The organism is Gordonia sp. Swx-4 (assembly GCF_030316175.1).
GTDB lineage: Bacteria > Actinomycetota > Actinomycetes > Mycobacteriales > Mycobacteriaceae > Gordonia > Gordonia alkanivorans.
This window is the reverse complement of the sequence record NZ_CP128197.1, coordinates 26,076-48,609: the sequence shown is the minus strand read 5'-3', so window position 1 is coordinate 48,609 and position 22,534 is coordinate 26,076. Positions and strand designations below refer to the sequence as shown.

The 22,534-nt window shown below is 65.6% G+C and carries 18 protein-coding genes, 1 tRNA gene and 4 pseudogenes; 18 read left to right on the top strand and 5 right to left on the bottom strand.

Annotated features, from left to right (window positions below):
• The first annotated feature begins 28 nt into the window (after positions 1–28).
• From PWF70_RS00230 to PWF70_RS00215, 4 genes are all read left to right on the top strand, one after another.
• On the top strand, positions 29–898 hold the full coding sequence (locus PWF70_RS00230) for an SDR family NAD(P)-dependent oxidoreductase (RefSeq protein ID WP_006361210.1): 870 nt from the start codon (positions 29–31) through the stop codon (positions 896–898).
• Entirely contained in the window at positions 895–1,965 is a 1,071-nt protein-coding gene (locus tag PWF70_RS00225) for a ferredoxin--NADP reductase (RefSeq protein ID WP_035756060.1), read from the top strand. The genes PWF70_RS00230 and PWF70_RS00225 overlap by 4 nt, the downstream gene beginning before the upstream one ends.
• 4 nt (positions 1,966–1,969) lie before the next feature.
• Complete coding sequence (locus PWF70_RS00220; protein ID WP_155225667.1) at positions 1,970–2,887, top strand: alpha/beta fold hydrolase; 918 nt, start codon at positions 1,970–1,972, stop codon at positions 2,885–2,887.
• Positions 2,888–2,965: 78 nt separating this feature from the next.
• On the top strand, positions 2,966–3,718 hold the full coding sequence (locus PWF70_RS00215) for a TetR/AcrR family transcriptional regulator (protein ID WP_035754026.1): 753 nt from the start codon (positions 2,966–2,968) through the stop codon (positions 3,716–3,718).
• 290 nt (positions 3,719–4,008) lie between these two features.
• On the opposite strand, the pseudogene PWF70_RS00210 reads toward PWF70_RS00215, so the two are convergent.
• Positions 4,009–4,404: pseudogene (locus PWF70_RS00210) on the bottom strand (ATP-binding protein); the annotation flags it as partial.
• Between the two features lie 34 nt (positions 4,405–4,438).
• Here PWF70_RS00210 and PWF70_RS00205 point away from each other — a divergent pair.
• The 5 genes and pseudogenes from PWF70_RS00205 to PWF70_RS00190 all read left to right on the top strand — a co-directional run.
• Positions 4,439–4,735: pseudogene (locus tag PWF70_RS00205) on the top strand (transposase); the annotation flags it as partial.
• A gap of 156 nt (positions 4,736–4,891) precedes the next feature.
• Entirely contained in the window at positions 4,892–5,455 is a 564-nt protein-coding gene (locus PWF70_RS24075; RefSeq protein ID WP_353507326.1) for an IS110 family transposase, read from the top strand.
• Between the two features lie 84 nt (positions 5,456–5,539).
• A complete protein-coding gene (locus tag PWF70_RS24070; RefSeq protein ID WP_286352803.1) occupies positions 5,540–5,995 on the top strand; it encodes a transposase in 456 nt (151 codons plus the stop codon).
• Positions 5,996–6,036: 41 nt separating this feature from the next.
• The gene (locus tag PWF70_RS00195; RefSeq protein ID WP_286352796.1) at positions 6,037–6,999 is read left to right on the top strand and encodes an IS3 family transposase; all 963 of its coding nucleotides are present in this window, start codon (positions 6,037–6,039) and stop codon (positions 6,997–6,999) included.
• A gap of 80 nt (positions 7,000–7,079) precedes the next feature.
• Positions 7,080–7,698: pseudogene (locus PWF70_RS00190) on the top strand (IS256 family transposase); the annotation flags it as partial.
• A 327-nt stretch (positions 7,699–8,025) separates the two neighbouring features.
• Here the strand turns inward: PWF70_RS00190 and PWF70_RS00185 are convergent.
• The 3 genes and pseudogenes from PWF70_RS00185 to PWF70_RS00175 form a co-directional block, all read right to left on the bottom strand.
• A pseudogene (locus PWF70_RS00185) lies at positions 8,026–8,669 on the bottom strand (DUF8020 domain-containing protein).
• Positions 8,670–8,904: 235 nt separating this feature from the next.
• Positions 8,905–10,254, bottom strand: coding sequence for a lipase family protein (locus PWF70_RS00180; RefSeq protein ID WP_155224887.1), 1,350 nt, complete (start codon positions 10,252–10,254; stop codon positions 8,905–8,907).
• A 232-nt stretch (positions 10,255–10,486) separates the two neighbouring features.
• Positions 10,487–10,569 (bottom strand) — tRNA-Leu (locus PWF70_RS00175).
• Positions 10,570–10,845: 276 nt separating this feature from the next.
• Between PWF70_RS00175 and PWF70_RS00170 the strand changes: the two genes are divergently transcribed.
• The 7 genes from PWF70_RS00170 to pknB all read left to right on the top strand — a co-directional run bounded on the left by PWF70_RS00170 (position 10,846) and on the right by pknB (position 20,726).
• Complete coding sequence (locus PWF70_RS00170; RefSeq protein ID WP_042378875.1) at positions 10,846–12,207, top strand: FHA domain-containing protein; 1,362 nt, start codon at positions 10,846–10,848, stop codon at positions 12,205–12,207.
• 252 nt (positions 12,208–12,459) lie between these two features.
• Positions 12,460–12,924: an FHA domain-containing protein FhaB/FipA gene (locus tag PWF70_RS00165; protein ID WP_005200436.1), complete on the top strand. Its 465-nt coding sequence runs from the start codon at positions 12,460–12,462 to the stop codon at positions 12,922–12,924.
• Positions 12,921–14,420: a PP2C family protein-serine/threonine phosphatase gene (locus tag PWF70_RS00160; RefSeq protein ID WP_006361199.1), complete on the top strand. Its 1,500-nt coding sequence runs from the start codon at positions 12,921–12,923 to the stop codon at positions 14,418–14,420. The genes PWF70_RS00165 and PWF70_RS00160 overlap by 4 nt, the downstream gene beginning before the upstream one ends.
• Complete coding sequence (locus tag PWF70_RS00155; RefSeq protein WP_006361198.1) at positions 14,417–15,850, top strand: FtsW/RodA/SpoVE family cell cycle protein; 1,434 nt, start codon at positions 14,417–14,419, stop codon at positions 15,848–15,850. Before PWF70_RS00160 ends, PWF70_RS00155 begins: the two co-directional genes overlap by 4 nt.
• The gene (locus PWF70_RS00150; protein ID WP_006361197.1) at positions 15,847–17,346 is read left to right on the top strand and encodes a peptidoglycan D,D-transpeptidase FtsI family protein; all 1,500 of its coding nucleotides are present in this window, start codon (positions 15,847–15,849) and stop codon (positions 17,344–17,346) included. The genes PWF70_RS00155 and PWF70_RS00150 overlap by 4 nt, the downstream gene beginning before the upstream one ends.
• Entirely contained in the window at positions 17,343–18,707 is a 1,365-nt protein-coding gene (locus PWF70_RS00145; protein WP_035753874.1) for a protein kinase domain-containing protein, read from the top strand. The genes PWF70_RS00150 and PWF70_RS00145 overlap by 4 nt, the downstream gene beginning before the upstream one ends.
• Before the next feature lie 69 nt (positions 18,708–18,776).
• Positions 18,777–20,726 carry a Stk1 family PASTA domain-containing Ser/Thr kinase gene (gene pknB / locus PWF70_RS00140; RefSeq protein ID WP_006361195.1) on the top strand — a complete coding sequence of 650 codons (1,950 nt, stop codon included), beginning with the start codon at positions 18,777–18,779 and terminating at the stop codon, positions 20,724–20,726.
• Between the two features lie 69 nt (positions 20,727–20,795).
• Here the strand turns inward: pknB and PWF70_RS00135 are convergent, their stop codons facing one another.
• On the bottom strand, positions 20,796–21,455 hold the full coding sequence (locus tag PWF70_RS00135) for an aminodeoxychorismate/anthranilate synthase component II (protein ID WP_006361194.1): 660 nt from the start codon (positions 21,453–21,455) through the stop codon (positions 20,796–20,798).
• 160 nt (positions 21,456–21,615) lie between these two features.
• Here PWF70_RS00135 and crgA point away from each other — a divergent pair, with 160 nt between their 5' ends.
• The gene (gene crgA, locus PWF70_RS00130) at positions 21,616–21,906 is read left to right on the top strand and encodes a cell division protein CrgA (protein WP_006361193.1); all 291 of its coding nucleotides are present in this window, start codon (positions 21,616–21,618) and stop codon (positions 21,904–21,906) included.
• Between the two features lie 117 nt (positions 21,907–22,023).
• Positions 22,024–22,530 carry a PH domain-containing protein gene (locus tag PWF70_RS00125; RefSeq protein WP_035753877.1) on the top strand — a complete coding sequence of 169 codons (507 nt, stop codon included), beginning with the start codon at positions 22,024–22,026 and terminating at the stop codon, positions 22,528–22,530.
• Positions 22,531–22,534 lie beyond the last annotated feature (4 nt).

The following is a 22,534-nucleotide window of genomic DNA, read 5'->3' as shown; positions in this document are numbered from 1 at the left end:
TAGGTCATCGAGAAGTGAGTATTCAACAGTGAGTAGTTCGACAACAGATAACTATGCGAACCAGGTCGCAGTCGTCACGGGAGCCGCCTCAGGGATCGGCCGGTCCCTTGCGCTTCAACTTGCCGCACGCGGGGCCAGCCTTTCCTTGTCCGACGTCGACGAGGTGCATCTCGCGGAGACGGCGGCTATGTGCCGTACCGCGCATCGGGCGAAAGTCGAGACCGCCGTGTTGGACGTGGCAGATCGTGCTGCCTTCCAGGATTACGCCGAAAGCGTCCAGTCATCTTTCGGGTGCGTGAACATGGTGTTCAACAACGCCGGCGTCGCCCTCGGCGCCGACGTTGTTGACATGTCTTGGGAGGACTTTGACTGGCTGATGGGTATCAATTTCGGCGGTGTCGTCAATGGGACGAAGGCCTTCCTGCCTTATCTGATCGCCTCCGGTGATGGTCATCTGGTGAATACCTCCAGCGTCTTCGGTCTGGTCGGTATTCCCAGTCAAAGTGCTTACAACGCCGCCAAGTTCGGTGTGCGTGGCTTCACCGAAGCGCTTCGCCAAGAGATGAAGATCAGTCGGCATCCGGTCACAGTGACATGCGTTCACCCCGGCGGCGTCAAGACAAATATCGTCAATAACGCTCGGGGTGTATCCGATATGGGGGCAGATACCGCCACCATTGCCACAATGTTCAACAGCATCGCCAGGACCACTCCGGAGAAAGCGGCGTCCACCATCCTCAAGGGAATGGACAAGAAGAAGCCCCGAGTGCTGATCGGCGCAGACGCACGGGGCTTCGACTTTGTCGCACGCGTTGTGGGTCCGCGCTACCAGGACATCTCTGCGCCTATCACCCGCGCGGGCTACGCCTTCGCTCGCAAGCGGGGAATCATCAAATGACCGTCGAGCAGGAGAATCGGCCGGGCACCACCGCGCGATCGCGGACGCTGACCGTGTCGGAGGTCGTGCAAGAGACCAAGGACTCGGTGAGCATCGCCTTCGAAGTGCCTGACGAGATCGTCGACGATTTCAAGCATCTACCCGGGCAGTTCATTACGCTGAAGATCCCGTCCGACCAGACGGGCCACGTCGCACGATGCTATTCGCTGAGCAGTTCACCTCATGTCGATGACTTCCGCCTCGAGATCGGGGTGAAGCGCACCGCTGGGGGATACGCGTCAAACTGGTTGTGCGACAACGTCTCCGTCGGCATGGAAATGACCGTACTGACGCCGTCGGGAAAGTTTACCGCTAAGAGCCTCGACGTCGACATGCTTTTCTTCGCCGGCGGAAGCGGCATCACGCCGATCCTGTCGCTGGTGAAGTCGGCACTGGTGTCGGGCAGTGGGGAAGTCGTCCTGTTCTACGCGAACCTTGACGCCGATTCGATCATGTACGAGCGCCAGCTTCAGCAGATCAGATCCGAATTCCCCGAGCGGTTCACTTTGGTCGACTGGCTTGAGTCGGAGAACGGGATCCCCACATCCGAGGCTGTCGAGAAGATTATTCGTGATCACAAGGGATCGGTGATCTTCACCTGCGGCCCTTCCCCCTTCATGGATCTGGTGGAAAGGTCTGCCACCGCGTGTGGAGTGGACCATTCGGATGTACATCGGGAGGTGTTCCAGTCGCTGGCGGGTGACCCGTTCGACACCGCCACACTGCGTCGACTCAGTGACGATGAGGGTGTAGCTACCGCCACGGTTTACCTCAACGGAGAGTGCATCACCACGGAGTGGCCACGTAACACGCCGCTGCTCGATGTGCTGCTCTCACGAGGGCACAACGCCCCGTACTCGTGTCGAGAGGGCGCATGCAGCGCGTGTGTGTGCAAGCTCATCGAGGGTGATGTCGACATGGTGCAGAACAACATCCTCGTCGACGATGACATTGAGGACGGTGAGCGACTCGCGTGCCAGGCACTTCCGCTCACCGACGCTGTGACGGTGAGCTTCGATGACCTCTGACTCGATGACCTCTGACTCTTCGGGAGCTGGCCTGTTGTCGCCGCGGTCGCGGGAGGTTCTCTCTAGTGACGGCACAAGGCTGTTCGTTGAGGAGTACGGGCTGGGTGATGATGCGCCGCTGTTGGTGTTCAGCCACGGGTGGGCTTGCCAGGGTCGGTTCTGGAGACCTCAGATCGAACACTTCGCCAACACACACCGTGTGGTGGTATATGACCAACGAGGACATGGCTGGAGTGACCGGGGTCGCGCCCCCTTCTCTTCGTCGTTGCTCGGCGACGATCTCGAGGCGGTCTTGCGCGCGGTCGTCACGTCGAGTCGTAAGGCCTTGGTGTCCGGTCACAGTATGGGCGGGATGTCCATCATGGGTTGGGCTGCCGAGCACCCGGAGTCGGTGCCCCTCCTAGCCCGTGGTGCCGTCTTGGCGAGCACTGGACCCTCCCAGTTGGTTAGCCGATCGACGTTAATAAGGTCGCCACGTCGATTCCGCGCCACACTGGAGCGAGCCTTCGCGGCTGGGCTCGCCATCGCGGGACCGGAGATGCTTGACACTCGTTTCAACCGACGGTTGGTAAAATACGGGACGATGGGTCCGCACGCGTCGGCCGACGTTATAGCGGAGTGTTCCGACATAGTGCTGCGTTGCCCACCTGCGGTGCGGGGAATGTGGGGAAAGGTCCTGGCCTCCATCGACGTCAGCAAAGGAGTCGACTCACTTGCGGTGCCGACGACGGTGATCGTGGGTTCTGCCGACAAGTTGACACCTGAGGTTCATTCCACTGATCTCGCCGAACGGCTGCAGCAGCGCGGTCGGTTGCACGATTTCGTGGTGTTGCCGCAGATCGGTCACATGATCAACATGGAGGCACCGAAAGATTTCAACGAAGCGGCGGCGCGATTGGACGCAGCGACCGTAGAACGTTGACAGCGAAGTATCGATGCCTACGGGGTCACGCACATGGCCGCTGATAACTTGCGGGCTTCCAGTAGGATAGTTTCCACAATGTCAGTCGTCCGCCGAGTTTCCTCCGCGCCATCTCAGGTACAGCGTCGGGTGCGTGATGCCCGCAGCACCCGGTGGGATGACCATCGCGTCGCAATACGAGCGGAGTTGGTCGATGCGGCCATACGGGCCATCGACCGCCATGGCGTAGGCGTGAGCATGGACGACATTGCTGCGGAGGCAGGCGTGTCTAAACCGAAGCTGTACCGCTACTTCGGCGACAAAGCGGGTCTAAACGGGGCAGTGGCGGCGAAGCTCGGTGCGTTGATGTGGGAGTCGGCGCAAGTCACAATCTTTGCTGAGCAAGATCATGCGTCTGTTGACGATATGATTCGCTCGTCGGTCCAGTCCTACGTCGCGCTGGTTGGGAAACACCCCGTGGTCATCAGGTTCCTTATGGCGAATCACTTGTTTCAGTACTCCGGATCGGGAAATGGTGGAGTTGCTGACCAGTTGAGGTCGGTGATGGAGGTCGTCGCCGATCGGTTCACTGAGAGTCTGCAACGTATTCACTCAGATGCCTCGATCATTCCCTTGGCAGTGGCGTCCATCCTGGGTGCTGGGCTATCTGCGACTCAGTGGTGGATTGACAGCGGTCGTGAGCAAGGGGTCAACGACAGCTATTTCGCCGCACACCTATCGGAGACGACGTGGGGAATTATCAACGGCGCAGGCGCAACAGTAGGCGTTGCCTTCTCACCTGATCTGCCGTTCAGCCATCCCGGTTTCGCGTCCCGCCTCGAAGTGAACTGACCGCGTTTGCAATCAGCCAATCGCCGAACTATCCGTAATCAGTGGCCGCGCGTCACGGGCCCGGGGTGATTGTTGTCAGTCGATCGTGCAGCCCAGGGACGGCGAGCGTTTGATACGACGAACAGCGTACCCGGCAGCATAGTGGACCCGGAGAGGCCGGCGGCGGGAATACAGAGCCAGCGGACACGCCGGGCCAACACCACATAGCAGACCCTCGCCCCGGTTGTCAACGGCCAGTTTGATGTCCCCGCTGGTGGCCAGGTGAAAGTCCCCACCCTGTGCGGGATGTTCTAGGTGGGTGGTACCTCCGTTCGGTGTGTCATGCGGTAGGAGTCGCCGTCGGTGATGACGATGGTGGCGTGGTGTAGGAGCCGGTCGAGGATGCTGGCGGCGGTGGTGTGTTCGGGTAGGAATCGTCCCCATTGTTCGAAGGGCCAGTGGCTGGCGATCGCGAGGGAGCGGCGTTCGTAGGCGCCGGCGACGAGTCGGAACAGTAGTTGGGTGCCGGTGTCGTCGAGTGGTGCGAATCCGATCTCGTCGAGGATGAGCAGATCTTGGCGTAGCAGGGTGTCGATGGTTTTGCCGACGGTGTTGTCGGCCAGGCCGCGATACAGGGTTTCCACGAGGTCGGCGGCGGTGAAGTACCGCACTTTGTGCCCGGCGTGCACTGCGGCGATTGAAACGCCCCGGGTTTGTCGGAGGCTCTCGAATCTGTGAAGGATGGAGAGCATGGCAGCACCACGGAAGTACAGCGTTGAGCTGAAGGAGCGGGCGACGCGGATGGCGGTGGAGGCCCGCAAGGACCCAGCCACGCGACCAGGGGCGCTCAAACGGATCGGCGATCAACTCGGTGTGCACCCGGAGGCGCTTCGCACCTGGGTCAAGCAGGCCGAGATCGATGGCGGGGACCGCCCGGGGACCACGACCAGCGAGGCTGAGCGGATCGCGCAGCTGGAACGGGAGAACCGGGAGTTGCGGCGGGCGAACACCATCTTGAAGCAGGCATCAGCTTTCTTTGCGTCAATGCCATCCTGAGTAGGCCCGGCGGGATTCGCTCGTTTCTTTGCTGCCCCAGCTTCTGTTGGTGGCTTATCCCGATGTGCGGTCCTGCCGGGTCCCGGACGGTCGTCCGCGTGGCTTGATAGAAGCGTGCCGCTGGTGCCCGATTGAGGCGTGCCCAACGACGACTGCCGGTACCTCGTTCACCCCATCGATCGGAGTCCTCAGTTGATCGTTATCGGAGTCGACGCCCACAAGTCCACTCATACCTTTGTCGCAGTCGACGAGGTCGGACGCAAGCTCGCAGAGCTGACCGCAAAGGCCACTACCGACGGGCACTTGTCCGCCATCGAGTGGGCCACACAATGGCCTCAGCTCCAGTTCGCGCTCGAAGACTGCCGCCACGTCACCCGCCGATTGGAGGCCGATCTGCTCAATCGCGGGCATGCTGTGGTCCGGGTCAAGACCCAACTAATGGCTTTACACCGACGCAGCGCCCGCGAGCCGGGCAAGTCCGATCCGATCGACGCACACGCCGTCGCGATGGCTGCACTGCGCGAGCCGAACCTGCCGATCGCACGTTTGGACGGCCCCGCCCGGGAAGTCAAACTGCTCAGCGATCACCGGCACGATTTGGTCTGCGAGAGAACAAAACTCATCAGCAGGCTACGCTGGCACCTGCACGAGCTCGACCCCGAACTTCACGTCCCTCTCCGAGGATCCGGCATTACCGTGTGATGGACGAGGCTCGCCGACCGGCTTACGCATTTCACCGGCGTGGTTGCCCAGATCGCTGGAGAACTCCTCAGCCGATGCCGGCAGATGACCCGCCAGATCAACGACCTCGAACGCCAGATCCGCGACCGCGTCCGGGTTCTGGCTCCGTCGTTGCTCGCAATTCCAGGCTGTGGGGTTCTTTCCGCGGCGGTCATCATCGGTGAGACTGCCGGAGCGCACCGCTTCCACTCCAAAGACGCCTACGCAAAGTTCAACGGTACGGCCCCGATCCCGGTGTGGTCGGCGCAGGAGCGGGTGCGTCTCAATCGCGGTGGCAACCGTACAGTCAACGCCGCCTTGCACGCCATCGCCATCACACAGGTCGCACGCGGCGGCCTCGGCAAAGCCTATGTGGCCAAACTGCAGGCTGCGGGCAAGACCCGACGCGAGGCGCTACGACTGCTTCGTCGCCGTATCTCCGATCGCGTGTTCCAGGTCCTGCGTGCCGATGAATCCGAACTCGGGAATACCGCAAAAGGACCGTTCGCGGTGGCGGCTTGACATAGAAGCATCGCGGAGATCGACCGCCCACAGCGTTGATCGTGGAGTTCGTCGCCGCTTTCCGCGACGAACACGGAGTCGATCCGATCTGCGCGGCCCTGCGCGACACGGCCGCCCAGATCGCTCCGTCCACAGTCCGAGCCCATCTGAGCTCTCGACGAGTCGAGGCGCCACGGGTGGTCCGTGACCGCGAGATCCTCGGTGAGATCCGCACCGTGCATGCCGACAATCTCGGCGTCTACGGTGCCCGCAAAGTCCACGCCGAACTACGCAGAAAGGGTATCGGCGTGGCCCGGTGCACCGTCGAGCGGTTGATGAAAGCTGATGGGCTGCAGGGGATAACGAGATCCAAGACGCGGAAGACCACGCACAGCGAGGGGGCCGAAACTCCGCAGCCGGCAGATCGTGTCGAACGGCAGTTCACCGCGGCGGCGCCCAACGCGCTGTGGGTGGCGGACCTGACCTACATCCGCACACACTCGGGGTGGGTGTATGCCGCGTTCATCCTCGACGTCTTCTCAAGGATGGTCGTGGGCTGGCAGGTCTCGACCACCATGCACACCGACCTCGCGCTCGACGCCTTGGATATGGGGTTGTGGGCGCGGTCGCGTGCCGGCCAGGGCGTGGCCGGGCTGATTCACCACTCCGACCGCGGAGTGCGGTATCGAGCCATCCGCTACACCGAACGTCTCGCCGAAGCAGACGCAGTGACTTCTGTTGGCTCCAAGGGTGATTCGTACGACAATGCGATGGCCGAGGCGTTCAACTCGTTGTTCAAGGCCGAGTGTATCCGTAACCCAGTCATGCGCCCTCGCGGTGGCTGGGGCGGTGTCGGCGAGGTCGAGATCGCCGTCGCCGAGTACATCGACTGGTTCAACCACCGCCGCCTGCACGGCGAGATCGGGCACGTCCCACCCGTCGAGTACGAGACCACCTACTGGTCGACCCACACAGTCACCAGCTACCGTGAGAACCCGGTCCCGGCAGTCGCTGGAACCAAGTAAACGAGCCCCCAGCAAACCCGGGGCGATTCAGTGTAAGTGGCCTTACCGCCCTCGGTGTGTCGGGGCAGGAAGGTCGCATCATGACCGACACTCTGGTGGCTGTGGAGCCATCTGATGAACACGATGACGGGATCGTCGAGGTGCCTGCGGACCGCAGCGTCGATGAACTCGAGGTAGCCCGCGAGCTGGTCCGCCAGGCCCGGGAGGCCGGGGTCCGCCTGACCGGTCTGCGATGGGTTGCTCAAAGCGATGACGAAAACGGTGCTCGAGACGGCGCTCGATGAAGAGATGTCGGAGCATCTCGGTTACGACAAGCACGACCAGCGTGGTCGTGGGAGTGGCAACTCGCGCAACGGGTCTCGGTCGAAGAACGTGCTGACTGATGCGTGTGGGCAGGTCGAGATCGATGTCCCCCGGGACCGGGCGGGCACCTTCGAGCCGCAGATCGTGAAGAAGCGCCAACGCCGCTTGACTGATGTGGATGAGGTGGTGTTGTCGTTGTATGCCCGTGGGCTCACCACCGGTGAAATCAGCGCCCATTTCGCCGACATCTACGGTGCTGCGGTTTCCAAAGACACGATCAGCCGGATCACCGACCGGGTGCTCGAAGAGATGGCCACCTGGCATGCCCGTCCGCTCGAACGCGTCTACGCCGCGGTGTTCATCGACGCCATCCATGTCACAATCCGCGATGGGCAGTGAGGTGGGTCCTTCGTAGTGGTCCACCTCATTACGGCCCAGGGTTCTCGGTGGCGTTTGACGTCTGCGGCCCGTCCGGGGTGTCGTCTCCCCCCGTGGTGGCGATGACGGTGATCGCGAGCACCGCTGCGGCAGCGACGCGACCCCAAGAGGCTTCCAGCGGCGCTGCGGGACCACTATTTGGGCTAGCTTGTTGACGAGGGTGCGGGGCTGGGTGAGTGCCGAGTCAGGGGGCTCCACCTGACGACGACAGAGGTGACTCGAGGACCCCACTCCGCATTTGCGGGATGGGGTCCTCGGTGTGAGAGTTCGAGCAGTCTGGAGAGGCTACTTCTTCTTCGGCGGGGCGTTGAGCAGCTGGATGAAGGGCTGGGCGTTGGCGATGGCCGAGCCGAGTCCGCCGATGGCCGTTCCGCCCAGCGACGCGGCCGAACCCAGCAGGATCGCGCCACCGATGCAGCCTGCGAGGGGGCCTGCTCCGAACAGCAAGGCCACCGGGGCGGAGACCACACCCGCAGCGACGGCGCCGAGCAGACACCCACCGACCAGTCCCGTCGCCGCGCCGAGGAAGCCACCCACACTCGCGGTCAGGCCGATGTTGTCCTTCACGCCGGCGACGGCGGCCTGGAGGTCGACGTTGTGGCGAACCGGGTGGCCAGTGGCGAGGTGTTCACCGTCAACGTGGCCGACCGTCCGTGCACATCGGCATTCACCGGATGGGTGAAGTCGTCGACGGCCAGGGTCAGCGGGATGGAGTCCACGTTGTGCCCGTTGCGGTCACGGAGGATGAGTTGGTCACCGGTCTTGACGAATGAACCGGTGTCGGTGGAGACGACGACGCTCGAGTCGTGCCGATCCACCTTCCACTGGGTACTGACCGGGCCTGCGGTGTCGGCATAGGCGGTGCCGGTGGCCACGCCCATGGACGCGATCACCATCGCTGCGGTGGCGAGGATCTTGTTGAACTTCATCGAGTGTGCTTTCTCTCTGTGCCCCAGCGCTTCCTGGGACCACCTTCGGACCGCATGACCGTAGGAGGCCCAGACGACCACTTCGGCGGACGGCAGCGGTCCGACAGGTGAATAGAATGAGAAATGCATTGCAGAACAAGACGAATCGCGTCATCCGGACGCCACCGAGGTGTCGCGTACCGGTCATTCCGGGCGTCGAGCAAAGTTCCTGGCCGCGCCGGACCTCAGCGAGAGATCACGCGGTCTGTTCCGACGCCGGGTCAGGTCCCGTGTCGTCTGGCGGAACCGCGGCTCGTCCGGTGGACGGGACCGGCTCGCGAGACCCATCCGCCGCGGGGCCACGCAACCTTCGCGTCAACTGTCGCAGTGCCCACGCGGGCGACGGCTGCCCGGCGAGCGTCGTCACCGTGCGGTCGGCCCCCGGATGGCCGGCGAGGCGGTTGGCCAGCCAGGACACGGCCATCGGGCCCGACAGCGGCAGCAGCGAGAGGTGCTCGCTGAGCTGATCCCGGACATATGTGACAGGCACGCCCTGCTCGCGATAGCGGCCGACCAGGCGGTCGACATCGGCGACCGCGATGATCGGATCACGCACCGACTGCACGACGAGCAACGGGATTTCCGGGCGACCCATGCCGAGCTGCACGTCGGTCATCATCTCGACGATCTCGCGCTGAGCGAGGACATCGGCCAGCGGGATGTCGAGGTACCGGTCGATGTCGTGGTTACGGAACCGGCGTACCGCGTGCAGCGTCGGCATCTCGGCGATCTCGTCGAGGTGACGACGTCCGGACTCGGTGGCGTGCTGCCGGATCACCTCATCCAGCTGTGGATAAACCCGACTCAGGCCCGCTATCACCATCACCGGCAGGCCGGCGTGCAGAGTCCCGTTGAGTCTCAGGAGCGCGGAGGCCATGTCACCGACCGGCGATCCGAGCACTGCCCCGACGAGTCGCAGTTCCGGTGCGTACTCCGGCGCCATCTCCGCAGCCCACGACGTCGCCATGCCGCCACCGGAGTAACCCCACAACCCGACCGGGGTGTCGTGGGAAAGTCCGTGATCGGTGAAGGCCAGCGCCGCGCGGATGCCGTCGAGGGTGCGGTATCCAGGCTCTCGCGGAGCTCCCCAGGCGCCGAGCATGCCCTCGTGGTCGGGGATCGACACCGCCCAGCCCTTCGCGAGCGCGCGGCGAACCACGAGGAATTCGAAGGGAGCGATGGTGTGCCCGGATCGAGCGCCCTTCCGCAGCGCATACGACGGGAAGCTCTGCGAGGTGACGGCGTCGATCGCGCACTGGAATGACAGCAGCTGGAAGTGTCCGGCACCCGCTCGTCGCCGCGGCAGTACAACCGTGGTGGCAGCCACCCCTGCGACGCCACGAAGGTCCGACGATCGATACAGCAATTGCCACGCATCGGTGCGGTGCTGTGAGGCCCAGTGATCCTTGAGCTCGACCTGCCGACAGCGGATGATCTCTCCGGGGCCGAGGGCAGCCACATCGGCGGGCTCGTCGTAGAACGGATCGCGGGAAGGAAGCAGCAGGTCAACAGGCTCGTACTGTCCTCGATGAACATCGGCGGTCATCGTCAACCTCGTCTCCCGAACGCTTCCGCGTCCTATACCGGATAGTCAACGGATTCGTCACCCACGGCATTCCGGGTGACCTTCGACTTCCCTTCTACGCGGTCCCGGCAGACCCGCCACTGATCGGCAGGATCACCACCCGCGAGGATGCTGGGTCTGGCGAAGATGGGTTGGCTTGCGCATACGAAAAGAGGCCGGACCGCATTTCCGCGATCCGACCTCGTTCACCGTGTGGGCGAAGGGGGACTTGAACCCCCACGTCCCGAAGGACACTGGCACCTGAAGCCAGCGCGTCTGCCATTCCGCCACTCGCCCGTGGCCGCCGGAGTTCCGGCGGGCATGTCGTCGAACTGAGTTCGTCCGGCGACTGGACGACGATAACAGCACCGCGCCCCTACTACAAAACTCGGGTGTCCGCGGGTATTCGACGGGCTGGTGACCTGCGGCACCGGTGACTGGCCAGACCCATGAGGCAGGTGTTACACACGATGCACCAGTTGTCGCGGTGGCACAGTTGTCCGTTCTTGTCGCTATCATCAAACAAGGCCATATGCACGGCGACACGCTCGAATGCCGCGAAAGGAGGTCTCGGTGGGGATCCTGCAACGAATTGAACGCAAGCTCGAAGGCGCTGTTGACGACGGTTTTGCGCGAGTTTTCGGTGGTCAGGTGGCTCCACAGGAGATCGAGAACGGCCTTCAGCGCGAAGCCGAGGAGTCGCTGGAAGATCTCGGCGACGGTACGGTCCTTGCGGCCAACAGCTACACACTGCTGTTGAGTCCGAGCGATCACGACCACATCGCTGCGGAATACGAACTGAACCGCAAGACTTTCTCGAAGCATTTGGAACACTTCATCAACGACAACGGGTGGCAGACCTACGGCAAGGTCGTCGTAGAGTTCGAGCAATCGCCATCCCTGCACACTGGGATCTTCCGTGCGCGCGGCACGGTGAACCCTGACGTGCGGCCCCGCCCGGTGCCGTCGCGTTCGGGACGACCAGACGGCGCACCATCGAAGGCCCCCCGCCCACCGGCCGGTCTCCCGGCCCCGAATCCTCGCCCGGCCGCACAAGCTCTTCCCGCCGACGCACCCGACCAAGGAGCCCCCAAGATGACTCAGAACCCCGGATACGACCAGCGCAGGGGCGCCGATCCCGAGTACGACCAGCAGGCCTACGAGCAGCAGGGCTACGGCCAGCAGGCGTATGGACAGCAGGGTTACGACCAGTACGGCCAGCAGTCCGGCTACGAGCAGGGTTACGACCAGCAGGCCTACGGTCAGCAGCCCGCCGGCTACGAGCAGCAGGGTTACGGCCAGCAGCCCGGCTACGGACAGGGTTACGGCCAGCCCGGTTACGACCACCAGGGCTACGGCCAACAGGGCTATGCACAGCCCGGCTACGAACAGCAGGGCTACAGCCAGCAGCCCGGCGGCTACGACCAGGGCTACGGCCAGCCCGGTTACGACCAGCAGGGCTACGGCCAACAGGGCTATGCACAGCCCGGCTACGAACAGCAGGGCTACAGCCAGCAGCCCGGCGGCTACGACCAGGGCTACGGCCAGCAGGGCTACGGCCAGCAGCCCCCGGCCGCCTACGACTACCAGGGTGGCTACGACCAGGGCCAGGCTTACGGTGCGGGACGTCCCGCCGCCGGCTACGCGCCGGCGTCGATCACCCTCCTCCTCGAGGACGGCAGCAACCGCACCTTCCAGCTACACGAGGGTTCCAACGTGATCGGCCGCGGCCAGGACGCGCAGTTCCGCCTGCCCGACACCGGTGTCTCGCGTCGCCATGTGGAGATCCGCTGGGACGGCACCACCGCGATGCTCACCGACCTCAACTCGACCAACGGCACCACCGTCAACGACCTGCAGGTCAACACCTGGGAACTGGCCGACGGCGACCGCATCCGCGTGGGACATTCCGACATCACCGTCCGGTTCCAGTAGTCCCGGAGAACGCCGTTCAGCGCCCGCCGAACACGGGCGGCGGTGGTCGCTGATCGAAGTGATCCGGGCGACTCCGCGGGGGCGGTTGATACTGAACTGTCATATGTGAATGAACGGGTTCCGCTCAACTGCCCATAAGATGCACACGGGGTCCGCCGGTTGCCATCGGCAGTCGAGATCGACACCCGCCCGGTACGGCTTACCGAGTACGACCGATCCGAGATGCGACGGCGCTGGAGGTGAACGCAAGACATGCAGGGCTTGGTGCTGCAACTGACCCGTATCGGGTTCCTGCTGTTGTTGTGGTTGTTCGTCTTTGCTGTGATCCGGACTCTTCGTGCCGACATCGCCTCGGCCGGCGGCATGCGCATCCCGCGTTACTCGGGAGGCGCGGAGAAGCGTCGACGCAGTGGCGGGGTCCGAGGCGCGGCGCGCTATCTGGTCGTCACGCACGGCGCGCTGGCCAACACCCGGATCAGCCTCGGCCAGCAGCCGGTACTGCTCGGTCGCGCCGACGACTCGACCCTGGTCCTCACCGACGACTACGCCTCGGAACGTCACGCGCGACTCTCCAGACGCGGTGACGACTGGTACGTGGAAGACCTCGGCTCCACCAACGGCACCTATCTCGACCGGTCCAAGGTGACGACCGCCGTCAAGGTCCCGCTGAACACGCCGATCCGCATCGGCAAGACCGTGATCGAGTTGCGCCCGTGACACTCGTGTTGCGCTACATCGCGCGCAGCGACCGCGGTCTCGTCCGGTCCAACAACGAGGACTCCTTCTACGCCGGCCCGCGCCTGCTCGCGCTCGCCGACGGCATGGGCGGACACGCGGCCGGTGAGGTCGCGAGTCAACTCGTCATCCGCGCCCTGTCCGAACTCGACGAGGACGAGCCCGGCGGAGACCTGCTGAGCCATCTCAGTCGTGCCACCCGTGCGGGCAACGAGGCCATCGCCGCACAGGTCCACGAGGCCCCCGACCTCGACGGCATGGGCACCACGCTCACCGCCATCCTCTTCGCCGGCAGCCGAATCGGACTGTGCCACATCGGCGATTCACGCGGCTACATGTTCCGCGACGGCGCCCTCACCCAGATCACCCGCGACGACACCTTCGTTCAGACCCTCGTCGACGAGGGCCGGATCACCGCCGAACAGGCGCACACGCATCCGCAACGGTCGTTGATCATGCGTGCCCTGACCGGCTCCGAGGTCGAACCGACACTCACGATGCGCGAGGCACGTGCCGGAGACCGGTACATGCTCTGCAGCGACGGCTTGTCCGACGTCGTGAGCGAGGAGACCCTCGCCGAGACCCTCGGATCCATCGCCGATCCGAAGGAGTGCGCCGACCGACTCATCGAACTCGCGCTGCGCGGCGGCGGCCCGGACAACGTGACCGTCGTCCTCGCCGACGTCGTCGACACCGAGTACGGCGACTCCCGCCCGATCGTCGGCGGTGCCGCCGGGGGCAACGAGGAGTCCTACACCCCCGACCCGGCCACCGCGGCCGGACGCGCCGCCGCGCTGCGTCCGCCGCCCGCCGAGCCGCAGCGCCCCACCGTGCTGACCGAGGCGGAGGAACCGCCGAAGCACAAGAGCACGTGGCGCCGGTGGCTGGCCGTCGGTGTCGCCCTCGCGGTCATCGCGGCACTGGTCGCCGGATTCTTCGTGACGCGGTCCATCGTGCAGAGCAACTACTACGTGGCCGCCGACTCCGACGGCGACGTCGTGATCCACCAGGGTTCACCGGCCGACGTCCTCTTCGTGTCGATGAGCAAGCCCGTCACGCGCGTGTGCGTCGAGGATCTCGACCAGGAGAAGCCGACCTACACCTTCATCCCTTATGACGACACCTGCGAGATCCCGCTCAACGTCGACGATCTGGTGTCCGGACCGGCCCAGTCGGTGAAGAACGTGATGATCCGTGACCGCAGCGCCGAGGAGATCGAGGGCGTGGTGACCAAGGAGCTCACCTTCCGCTGCGACAACGCTCCCTCGGCGACTCCCCCACCGCCCCCGTCCTCGGCGACTCCCCCGCCCCCTGCGTCGAGCGCGCCGCCCGCTCCGCGCGCCACTGCTGCACCGTCCGGCATCCCGCAGCGAGGCGCCACCGAGTCGGTGGCCCCGCCCGCCCCGGACGCCGCACCCGCCGAGAAGCCCGCACCTCCAGAGGACGCCGGTACCAGCTGCCGGCAGCAGGTGAGATGACTCAAGCCGCGCCCGCCCCGCACGCCCCGCCTCGCGAGCCCGCGACGAGCACCGGCCGGAACGCCGAGCTGCTCCTGCTGGTGTTCGCCATCGGCCTGGTGACGGTCGCCCTGCTCATCGTCCAGGCCGCCCAGGGCCAGAACCTGACGTGGGACATCTTCAAGTACGTCGCCGCGTACACGGCGCTGTTCGGGATCGCCCACCTCGTCGTCCGACGCTATGCGCCGCACGCCGACCCAATCCTGCTGCCGGTCGTCGCCGTGCTCAACGGGCTGGGTCTGGTGCTGATCCACCGCCTCGACCTCGGGTCGGGCAACACCGGCGAGTCGATCAACCCCACCCAGGCGACGAACAACGCCGATCAGCAGCTGCTGTGGGCCGGCCTGGGCATCATCGCGTTCTCCGCGGTGCTGATCCTCATCCGCGATCACCGCACGCTGTCGCGGTACGCCTACACCCTCGGCCTCGGTGGACTGGTCTTCCTGATCATCCCGGCGATCCTGCCCAGCGCGTTCTCGGAGATCAACGGCTCCAAGAACTGGATCATCACGCCGTTCTTCTCGATCCAGCCGAGCGAGTTCTCGAAGATCCTGATCATCATCTTCGCCGCGGCGGTCCTGGTGTCGAAGCGCGATCTGTTCATCACCGCGGGCCCGCATGTCCTCGGCGTCGATCTCCCGCGCGCCCGTGACCTCGGTCCGCTGCTCGCCGCATGGGCGATCGCGATCGCGGTGATGGTCGTCCAGAAGGACCTCGGCACGTCGTTGCTGATCTTCGCGACGATCCTGACGATGCTCTACGTCGCCACCTCGCGGGTGGAATGGCTGGTGCTCGGCATCGGGCTGTTCGCAATCGGTGCGGTCGTCGCGTGGTCGATCTTCTCCCACCTGCAGACCCGTGTCTCGGTGTGGCTCAACCCCTTCGAGGACTTCGACGGCTCCGGCTACCAGATCGGTCAGAGTCTGTTCGGCCTGGCCACGGGCGGTCTGTTCGGCACCGGCCTCGGATCCGGACGACCCAACATCGTGCCGTTCGCCAACACCGACTTCATCATCTCGACCATCGGCGAGGAGCTCGGCCTCGCCGGCCTGACCGCGATCCTGCTGCTGTACATGGTGTTCATCCACCGCGGCCTGCGCACCGGCATCGCCGTGCGCGACAGCTTCGGCAAGCTCCTCGCGACGGGCCTGGCGTTCACCATCGCGATGCAGGTCTTCGTCGTCGTCGGCGGTGTCACCAAGCTGATCCCGCTGACCGGTCTGACGACGCCGTTCCTGTCGTACGGCGGCTCGTCGCTCCTGGCGAACTACATCCTCGTCGCGCTGCTGATCCGGATCTCGAACGCCGCCCGCGAACCCGATCCGGTCAAGAAGCGTCCGGCGGCCAAGCCGGTCGACGCGCTGCCCACCCAGGTGGTGAAGCGCAAATGAACAAGCCGATCCGCAATGTGTCGCTCGCGGTGATCGTGATGATCGTCGCGCTGCTGGCCAACGCCACCTACGTGCAGGTGTTCAAGGCCGATGCCCTGAAGACCGACCCGCGCAACAACCGGGTCCTGCTCGACGAGTACTCGCGCCAGCGTGGCCTGATCACGACCGCCGACGGCACCGTGATCGCGCTGTCGGTGCCCATCGACAGCCGGCTGAAGTTCCTGCGTCAGTACCCGCGGGAGGGTGCCGAGGCCTTCGCGGCGGTCACCGGTTACTACTCGTTCCAGTACCTCGCGAACCAGATCGAGCACTACGAGAACTCGATCCTCAACGGCTCCGACGACCGGCTGTTCGGTCAGCGGTTCATGGACATGTTCTCCGGCCGCGACCCGCGGGGCGGCAACGTCGTCACCACGATCAACCCGAAGGTGCAGCAGGCCGCTTACCGCGCCATGCTCAACGGGCCGTGCGACGGGCCGTGCCGCGGCGCGGTGGTGGCGCTGCAGCCCAACACCGGCAAGATCCTGGCGATGGTCTCGACCCCGAGCTACGACCCCAACAAGCTGGCCAGCCACGACCAAGATGTCCGCGAGAGCAGCTGGGAGGCGTGGAACCGTCCCGGCGACACCGCGCAGCCGATGCTCAACCGCGCGATCAGCCAGCTGTACCCGCCGGGATCGACCTTCAAGGTCGTCACCTCGGCGGCCGCCCTGCGGGACAACATCACCCCGGGCATCCGTCTCACCGCGGCGCCGAGCTTCCCGCTGCCGGGCACCAACGTGTCGCTGCCGAACTACGGCGGCGAGACCTGCCCCGGTTCCTCGGGCGGGACCGTGTCGCTGGAGACGGCGTTCAAGTACTCGTGCAACACCGCGTTCGCCGAGCTGGTGACCGAGAAGATGTCGGACGCGATCCCCAAGTTCACCGAGACCGCGAGCCTGTTCGGTCTCGATCAGCCCGGCCCGGACATCCCGATGCCGGTCGTCGACTCGACCGTGGGCCCGATCCCGTCGCTCGATGTCCTCGCACAGGCATCCATCGGACAGCGGGACGTGCGGCTGACGCCGCTGCAGAACGCCATGATCGCGGCGACCGTCGCCAACGGAGGGGTGCGAATGCAGCCGTACCTGGTCGATAAGCTTCAATCAGCTGATCTGCGCACGTTGCAGACCACACCGCCGACCACCGCCAACAAGCCCATCACGCCCGAACAGGCGGCTGAGCTGACCTCGATGATGATCGAGTCCGAGCGCTCCACCTCGGGTGCCGGCGGGCCGGTGACGATCGCGTCGAAGACCGGCACCGCCGAGAGCGGTTCCAGCACCGACACCCCGTACTCCTGGTACATCGCGTTCGGACCTTCGTCGAACGCGCAGATCGCGGTGGCCGTGGTGGTGGAGAATGGACAATTCGGTGCGGACTCGGTCGGTGGGACCGTGGCGGCGCCGATCGGACGAGAAGTGATCAATTCGCTGGTGGGAGGTGGCAGTCGATGACCCTGCAGAACGGCACCACCATCGGTGATCGTTACCGGCTCATCCGTCTGATCGCTACGGGCGGTATGGGCCAGGTGTGGGAAGCCCTCGACACGCGGCTCAACCGTCGTGTCGCGGTGAAGGTCCTCAAGGCCGAGTACACCAACGACCCGGAGTTCATCGCACGGTTCCGTGCGGAGGCCCAGACGACGGCGAAACTCAACAACCCGGGCATCGCCAACGTCTTCGACTACGGCGAGACCCCGGACTACAACGGCGGCGATCCGCTGGCCTATCTGGTGATGGAACTGGTCGACGGCGAGCCGTTGAACTCGGTGATCTCCCGACTCGGTCGGCTGTCGCTGACCAACACGCTCGACATGCTCGAGCAGACCGGCCGGGCGTTGCAGGCCGCGCACAGCCAGGGTCTGGTGCACCGCGACGTCAAGCCGGGCAACATCCTCATCACGCCGGCCGGCCAGGTCAAGATCACCGACTTCGGCATCGCCAAGGCCGTGGACTCCGCCCCGGTCACCAAGACCGGGATGGTGATGGGCACCGCCCAGTACATCTCTCCCGAGCAGGCCACCGGTGACGAGGCGACCGCCGCGTCGGACGTGTACTCGCTCGGCGTCGTCGGCTACGAGGCCCTCACCGGCCGCCGACCGTTCCTGGGCGACGGTGCGATCACCGTCGCGATGAAGCACATCCGTGAATCGCCGCCGCCGCTGCCGCCCAACCTGCCGTCGGGTGTCCGCGAGCTCATCGAGATCACGATGGCCAAGGATCCGCGCCAACGCTATGCGAACGGCGGCGAGTTCGCCGACGCGGTGGCCGCCGTCCGGGCAGGTCGCCGACCCCCGCGTCCGGGAGCCATCGCCGGTGCCGCAGCAGGTGCCGCCGGTGCCGCGGCGCTGGGCAACACCGTCGCGACCCGCGCCACCACGGCGCCGGGTACCGCATCACGTCCCGTGACCCCGCGTCCGACGTCCCGCACCGCGGTCGCACCTCCGCCGGACAACAGTTGGACCACCGGGCAGAAGGTTCTCGCCGGTGTCGCCGCAGCCCTGCTGGTCGGTGCGATCGGCCTGATCGGCTTCTACCTGGTCAGCAGCGGTGGCAACGATGCCTCCCCGACTGCACCGTCGACCTCGTCGGCGGTCACCCGGACCACCACCGTGGTCCCGACCCAGGAACCCGACGAGACCACGACCACGCGACGTCCGACCCGCACGACCACGAGCGAGGAGACGACGACCACCAGCGAGCAGACGACGGAGACCACCGCGCCCGGTCCGCCGACGACCACCGACGACACGACGGACACCGGTGCCGCCACCGGCACCCCGTGCTTCCCCGGCGTGCCGTTCCCCCTGTGTTAGGTCACCGCGCCATGCTGATACCACCCCCGACGACCCGCTGAGCCGAGATCCCAGGCTGACCCGAGGCAGATGACGACACCACACCACCTCTCCGACCGCTACGAACTCGGCGAAACGCTGGGTTTCGGTGGCATGTCCGAGGTGCACTATGCCCGCGACCTGGTGTTGCACCGGGACGTGGCGATCAAGGTGTTGCGCGCCGACCTCGCGCGCGATCCGTCGTTCTACCTGCGCTTCCGGCGTGAGGCCCAGAACGCGGCGAAGCTGAACCACCCGACGATCGTCCAGGTCTTCGACACCGGCGAGGCCGAGACCGAGGACGGTCCGCTGCCGTTCATCGTCATGGAGTACGTCGACGGCGACACCCTGCGAGACGTGTTGCGCGCCAACGGTCCGATCGCGCCGCGGCAGGCGATGACGTGGATGGCCGATGTCGCCGCCGCGATGGACTTCTCGCACCGCAACGGCATCGTGCACCGAGACATGAAGCCGGCGAACGTGATGATCGACAAGTCCGGCGCGGTGAAGGTGATGGACTTCGGCATCGCGCGCGCGATGAGCGACTCCACGTCGACGATGACGCAGACCTCCGCCGTCATGGGCACCGCCCAGTACCTGTCGCCCGAGCAGGCCCGCGGCATCAAGGTCGACCCGCGCAGCGACATCTACTCGATGGGCTGCGTGCTGTTCGAGCTGCTCACCGGGGAGCCGCCGTTCACCGGTGATTCGCCGGTCGCGGTCGCCCACCAGCACGTGCACGAGGACCCGCCGTGGCCGTCGCATGTGCGTCCCGACATCCCGCGCGAGCTCGACTCGATCGTGCTCAAGGCGATGAGCAAGAACAAGGACAACCGGTACCAGTCGGCCGCCGATCTGCGCGCCGACCTGATCCGGGTGCTCGCCGGCGGCAAGCCGTCGGCACCGATGCTGCTCACCGACGAGGAACGCACCGAGTTCATCGACACCGGCCCCCGACGCCCCGTCCGGTCGGAAACGACCGGACCGCGGCGCGCCATCCCCGCCCGTGCCGGTGGGAGCCACCGACGCGACGCCGACTACCGGTCCGACTCCGACGACGATCCGCCGCGTCGGCGGTCCCGCCGGCTGATGGCCGGCGCGATCGCCGCGGTCGTGCTGCTGGTCGGAACGCTCTTCCTGTGGTCTCCGTGGAGTTCGGGCTCCGATCCCGACGTCAGCGTGCCCGCGGTCGCCGGACTGAGTTCCGAGGATGCGCAGTCGGCCCTCGAACGAGCCGGTTTCGAGGTGCGTGTCCTCGAGGAACCCAGCCTCGACGTCGGGCCGGGTCTCGCAACCCGCTCGACGCCCGGCGAGGGTGTGCTGGCGGCCGAGGGCTCCGAGGTCGCGCTGTACATCTCGACCGGTCCGCAACGGCACCGGATACCGTCCGACCTGGTCGGCAAGACTCCGGCCGAAGCCCTGGATGCCCTCAAGGTGCTCGGGTTCACCAACGTCAAGACCGAACGTGTGGATTCGACCGTCGACATGAAGGACAAGGTCGTGTCGACCGCGCCGAAGATCGGCACCGAGGTGCCCGTCAACGGACCGGTGGTCCTCAACGTGGGCAACGGCCCCAGGGAGATCACGGTCCGCGACGTCATCGGCATGCCGGCCGACCGCGCCCGCGCGGTCCTCGAAGAGCTCGGCATGACGGTCGACGAGGTGGCGGTCGACTCCGACCAGCGCGCAGGCGAGGTCCTCTCCACCTCTCCCGGTCCCGGTTCGACGGCCGAGCAGGGAAGCACGGTGCAGATCTCGGTGTCTCGGGGCAACCTGTTCACCGTCCCGAGCCTGCGCGGTAAGACACCCGCCGAGGCCCAGGCATCCCTGGAACAGGCCGGCTGGGAACGGTCGACGCTGACGCGTCAGACGCGGAACGTGCCGCTGAACAGTCCCGACAACGGACGGGTCGTCGGACAGGAACCGCCGGCGGGCTCGAAGGCGCGCAAGAGCGGCGCGGTCACGATCATCATCGGCCAGGCCAGCCTGCTGCCGAACTAGAGCGGCCGCCGGCTCCCCGGGGTGCGAGCGAAGCGCCGCGCTCCTCGCACCTCAGACGTGGATCGGCGCTCAGCCGACCGCGCCGGCCATCTCCGCTTCGAGCGCCGCGACGCGCGCCTCGTCGATCTCGATGCCGCACGTCTTGAGCCAGTTGGCGAGCATCCGGTGCCCGCCCTGGGTCAGGACGCTCTCCGGGTGGAACTGGACGCCGTGGATCGGCAGCTCGCGGTGGGCCATCGCCATGACGATGCCCGACTCGGTGCGTCCGGTGACGACGAGTTCGTCCGGGATGGTCTCGGGCAGCACCGTCAGCGAGTGGTAGCGGGTCGCGGTGAACGGATCCGGCAGGCCCGCGAGCACACCCTTGTCGTCGTGGAAGACCAGCGACGTCTTGCCGTGCAGGAGTTCCGGTGCGCGGTCGACGGTTCCGCCGAACGCGGCACCGATCGCCTGATGACCCAGGCAGACACCCAGCAGCGGGAGTGCCTCGGCGGCGGCCACCTCGACCATCGGCATCGTCGCGCCCGCGCGCTGCGGGGTTCCGGGTCCGGGGCTGAGCAGCACCCCGTCGAATCCCGAGACCGCCTCACGCAGATGTTCGGCATCGAACGGGGTGAGCCGGGGGTCGTCGTTGCGCCACACGACGGCCTCGACGCCGAGCTGACCCAGGTATTGGACCAGGTTGTAGACGAAGCTGTCGTAGTTGTCGATGACCAGGATGCGACTCACGCAGAAAAGGCTACCGCCGAAAGCGGGTACCTCGGTCAGCGACCTGGTGAGATACCGTAGAAGTCGAGTGTTTCCGAACCCGGACCGATCGTCCACACGACGTTCGGACTCCCGGGCACGCGTACGACCGCTGCTGCGGTACAGCACAACAGAGGATGTCATGCCGAAGTCAAAAGTCCGGAAGAAGACCGACTACACGATCAACGCCGCGAGTAGGACTCCGGTCAAGGTCAAGGCCGGAGCTTCCAGCACCATCTACGTGAGCGTGATGCTCGGCCTGATGCTCCTCGGGCTCGCCTGGCTCGTCGTCTACTACCTCGCCGCCACCCCGACCGCGTACGGCGCCGAGGGTCAGGTCCTCCACTGGATGGCCGAGCTCAACTCCTGGAACTTCCTCATCGGGTTCTCCCTCATGGTGGCCGGCCTGTTGATGACCATGCGGTGGCGCTGATCCGATTCACGATCATTTTCGCGTGTCACGCTCTGAGCTGCGAAAACACATGTGTGTAAGTTGTCCACACTGTGGAAATAACATGTGTGTAAGTAGTCCCCACTGTGAGTAACTCCTGTGGATAACTCTGCCGACCCATCCACGCACGCATGGTCGACGCCGGTCGGTGCGGGTATCGCGGGCTGCATCGGCGGCGTGATTCTGCTCGGCGGCGCGGTCGTGGTGTCCAACGACCCCGCCGGATCAGTGCTCATGGGGATCGCCGGCGTGCTGCTGGTCGCGCTGGGCGTCTACACGCTTCTGGTCCGGCCGCGGCTCGAACTCTCCGCGGGACGCCCGGCGACGCTGACCGTGCGCGGTCTGACCGGACGACGCAGCTACACACCCGACCGCGTCGAACGCATCCGCCTGCTGTCGATGCGCCGCGTCGGGCGCCGGGTGGGACAGCTCGAGATCGACGTCCTGGACGACGACGCCGACACCTTTCGTCGGGATGACGGATCCGCGGGACCGCGCGCCGACACCCGGCTGCTCGTCTTCAGCCGCTGGGATCTCGGTACCGACCTCATGTCGGTGGTCGACGCACTCCGCGCAGCGGGATTCCACGTCGACGATGACCGCTGACCGG

What these genes read in the sequence shown, in the direction of transcription:
- PWF70_RS00225 (WP_035756060.1), top strand. Translation starts at nt 895, where the DNA reads ATGACCGTCGAGCAGGAGAATCGGCCGGGCACCACCGCGCGATCGCGG.
- PWF70_RS00220 (WP_155225667.1), top strand. Translation starts at nt 1,970, where the DNA reads ATGACCTCTGACTCTTCGGGAGCTGGCCTGTTGTCGCCGCGGTCGCGG.
- PWF70_RS00215 (WP_035754026.1), top strand. Translation starts at nt 2,966, where the DNA reads ATGTCAGTCGTCCGCCGAGTTTCCTCCGCGCCATCTCAGGTACAGCGT.
- PWF70_RS24070 (WP_286352803.1), top strand. Translation starts at nt 5,540, where the DNA reads ATGACCCGCCAGATCAACGACCTCGAACGCCAGATCCGCGACCGCGTC.
- PWF70_RS00180 (WP_155224887.1), bottom strand. Translation starts at nt 10,254, where the DNA reads ATGACCGCCGATGTTCATCGAGGACAGTACGAGCCTGTTGACCTGCTG.
- PWF70_RS00165 (WP_005200436.1), top strand. Translation starts at nt 12,460, where the DNA reads ATGCAGGGCTTGGTGCTGCAACTGACCCGTATCGGGTTCCTGCTGTTG.
- PWF70_RS00155 (WP_006361198.1), top strand. Translation starts at nt 14,417, where the DNA reads ATGACTCAAGCCGCGCCCGCCCCGCACGCCCCGCCTCGCGAGCCCGCG.
- PWF70_RS00150 (WP_006361197.1), top strand. Translation starts at nt 15,847, where the DNA reads ATGAACAAGCCGATCCGCAATGTGTCGCTCGCGGTGATCGTGATGATC.
- PWF70_RS00145 (WP_035753874.1), top strand. Translation starts at nt 17,343, where the DNA reads ATGACCCTGCAGAACGGCACCACCATCGGTGATCGTTACCGGCTCATC.
- pknB (WP_006361195.1), top strand. Translation starts at nt 18,777, where the DNA reads ATGACGACACCACACCACCTCTCCGACCGCTACGAACTCGGCGAAACG.
- crgA (WP_006361193.1), top strand. Translation starts at nt 21,616, where the DNA reads ATGCCGAAGTCAAAAGTCCGGAAGAAGACCGACTACACGATCAACGCC.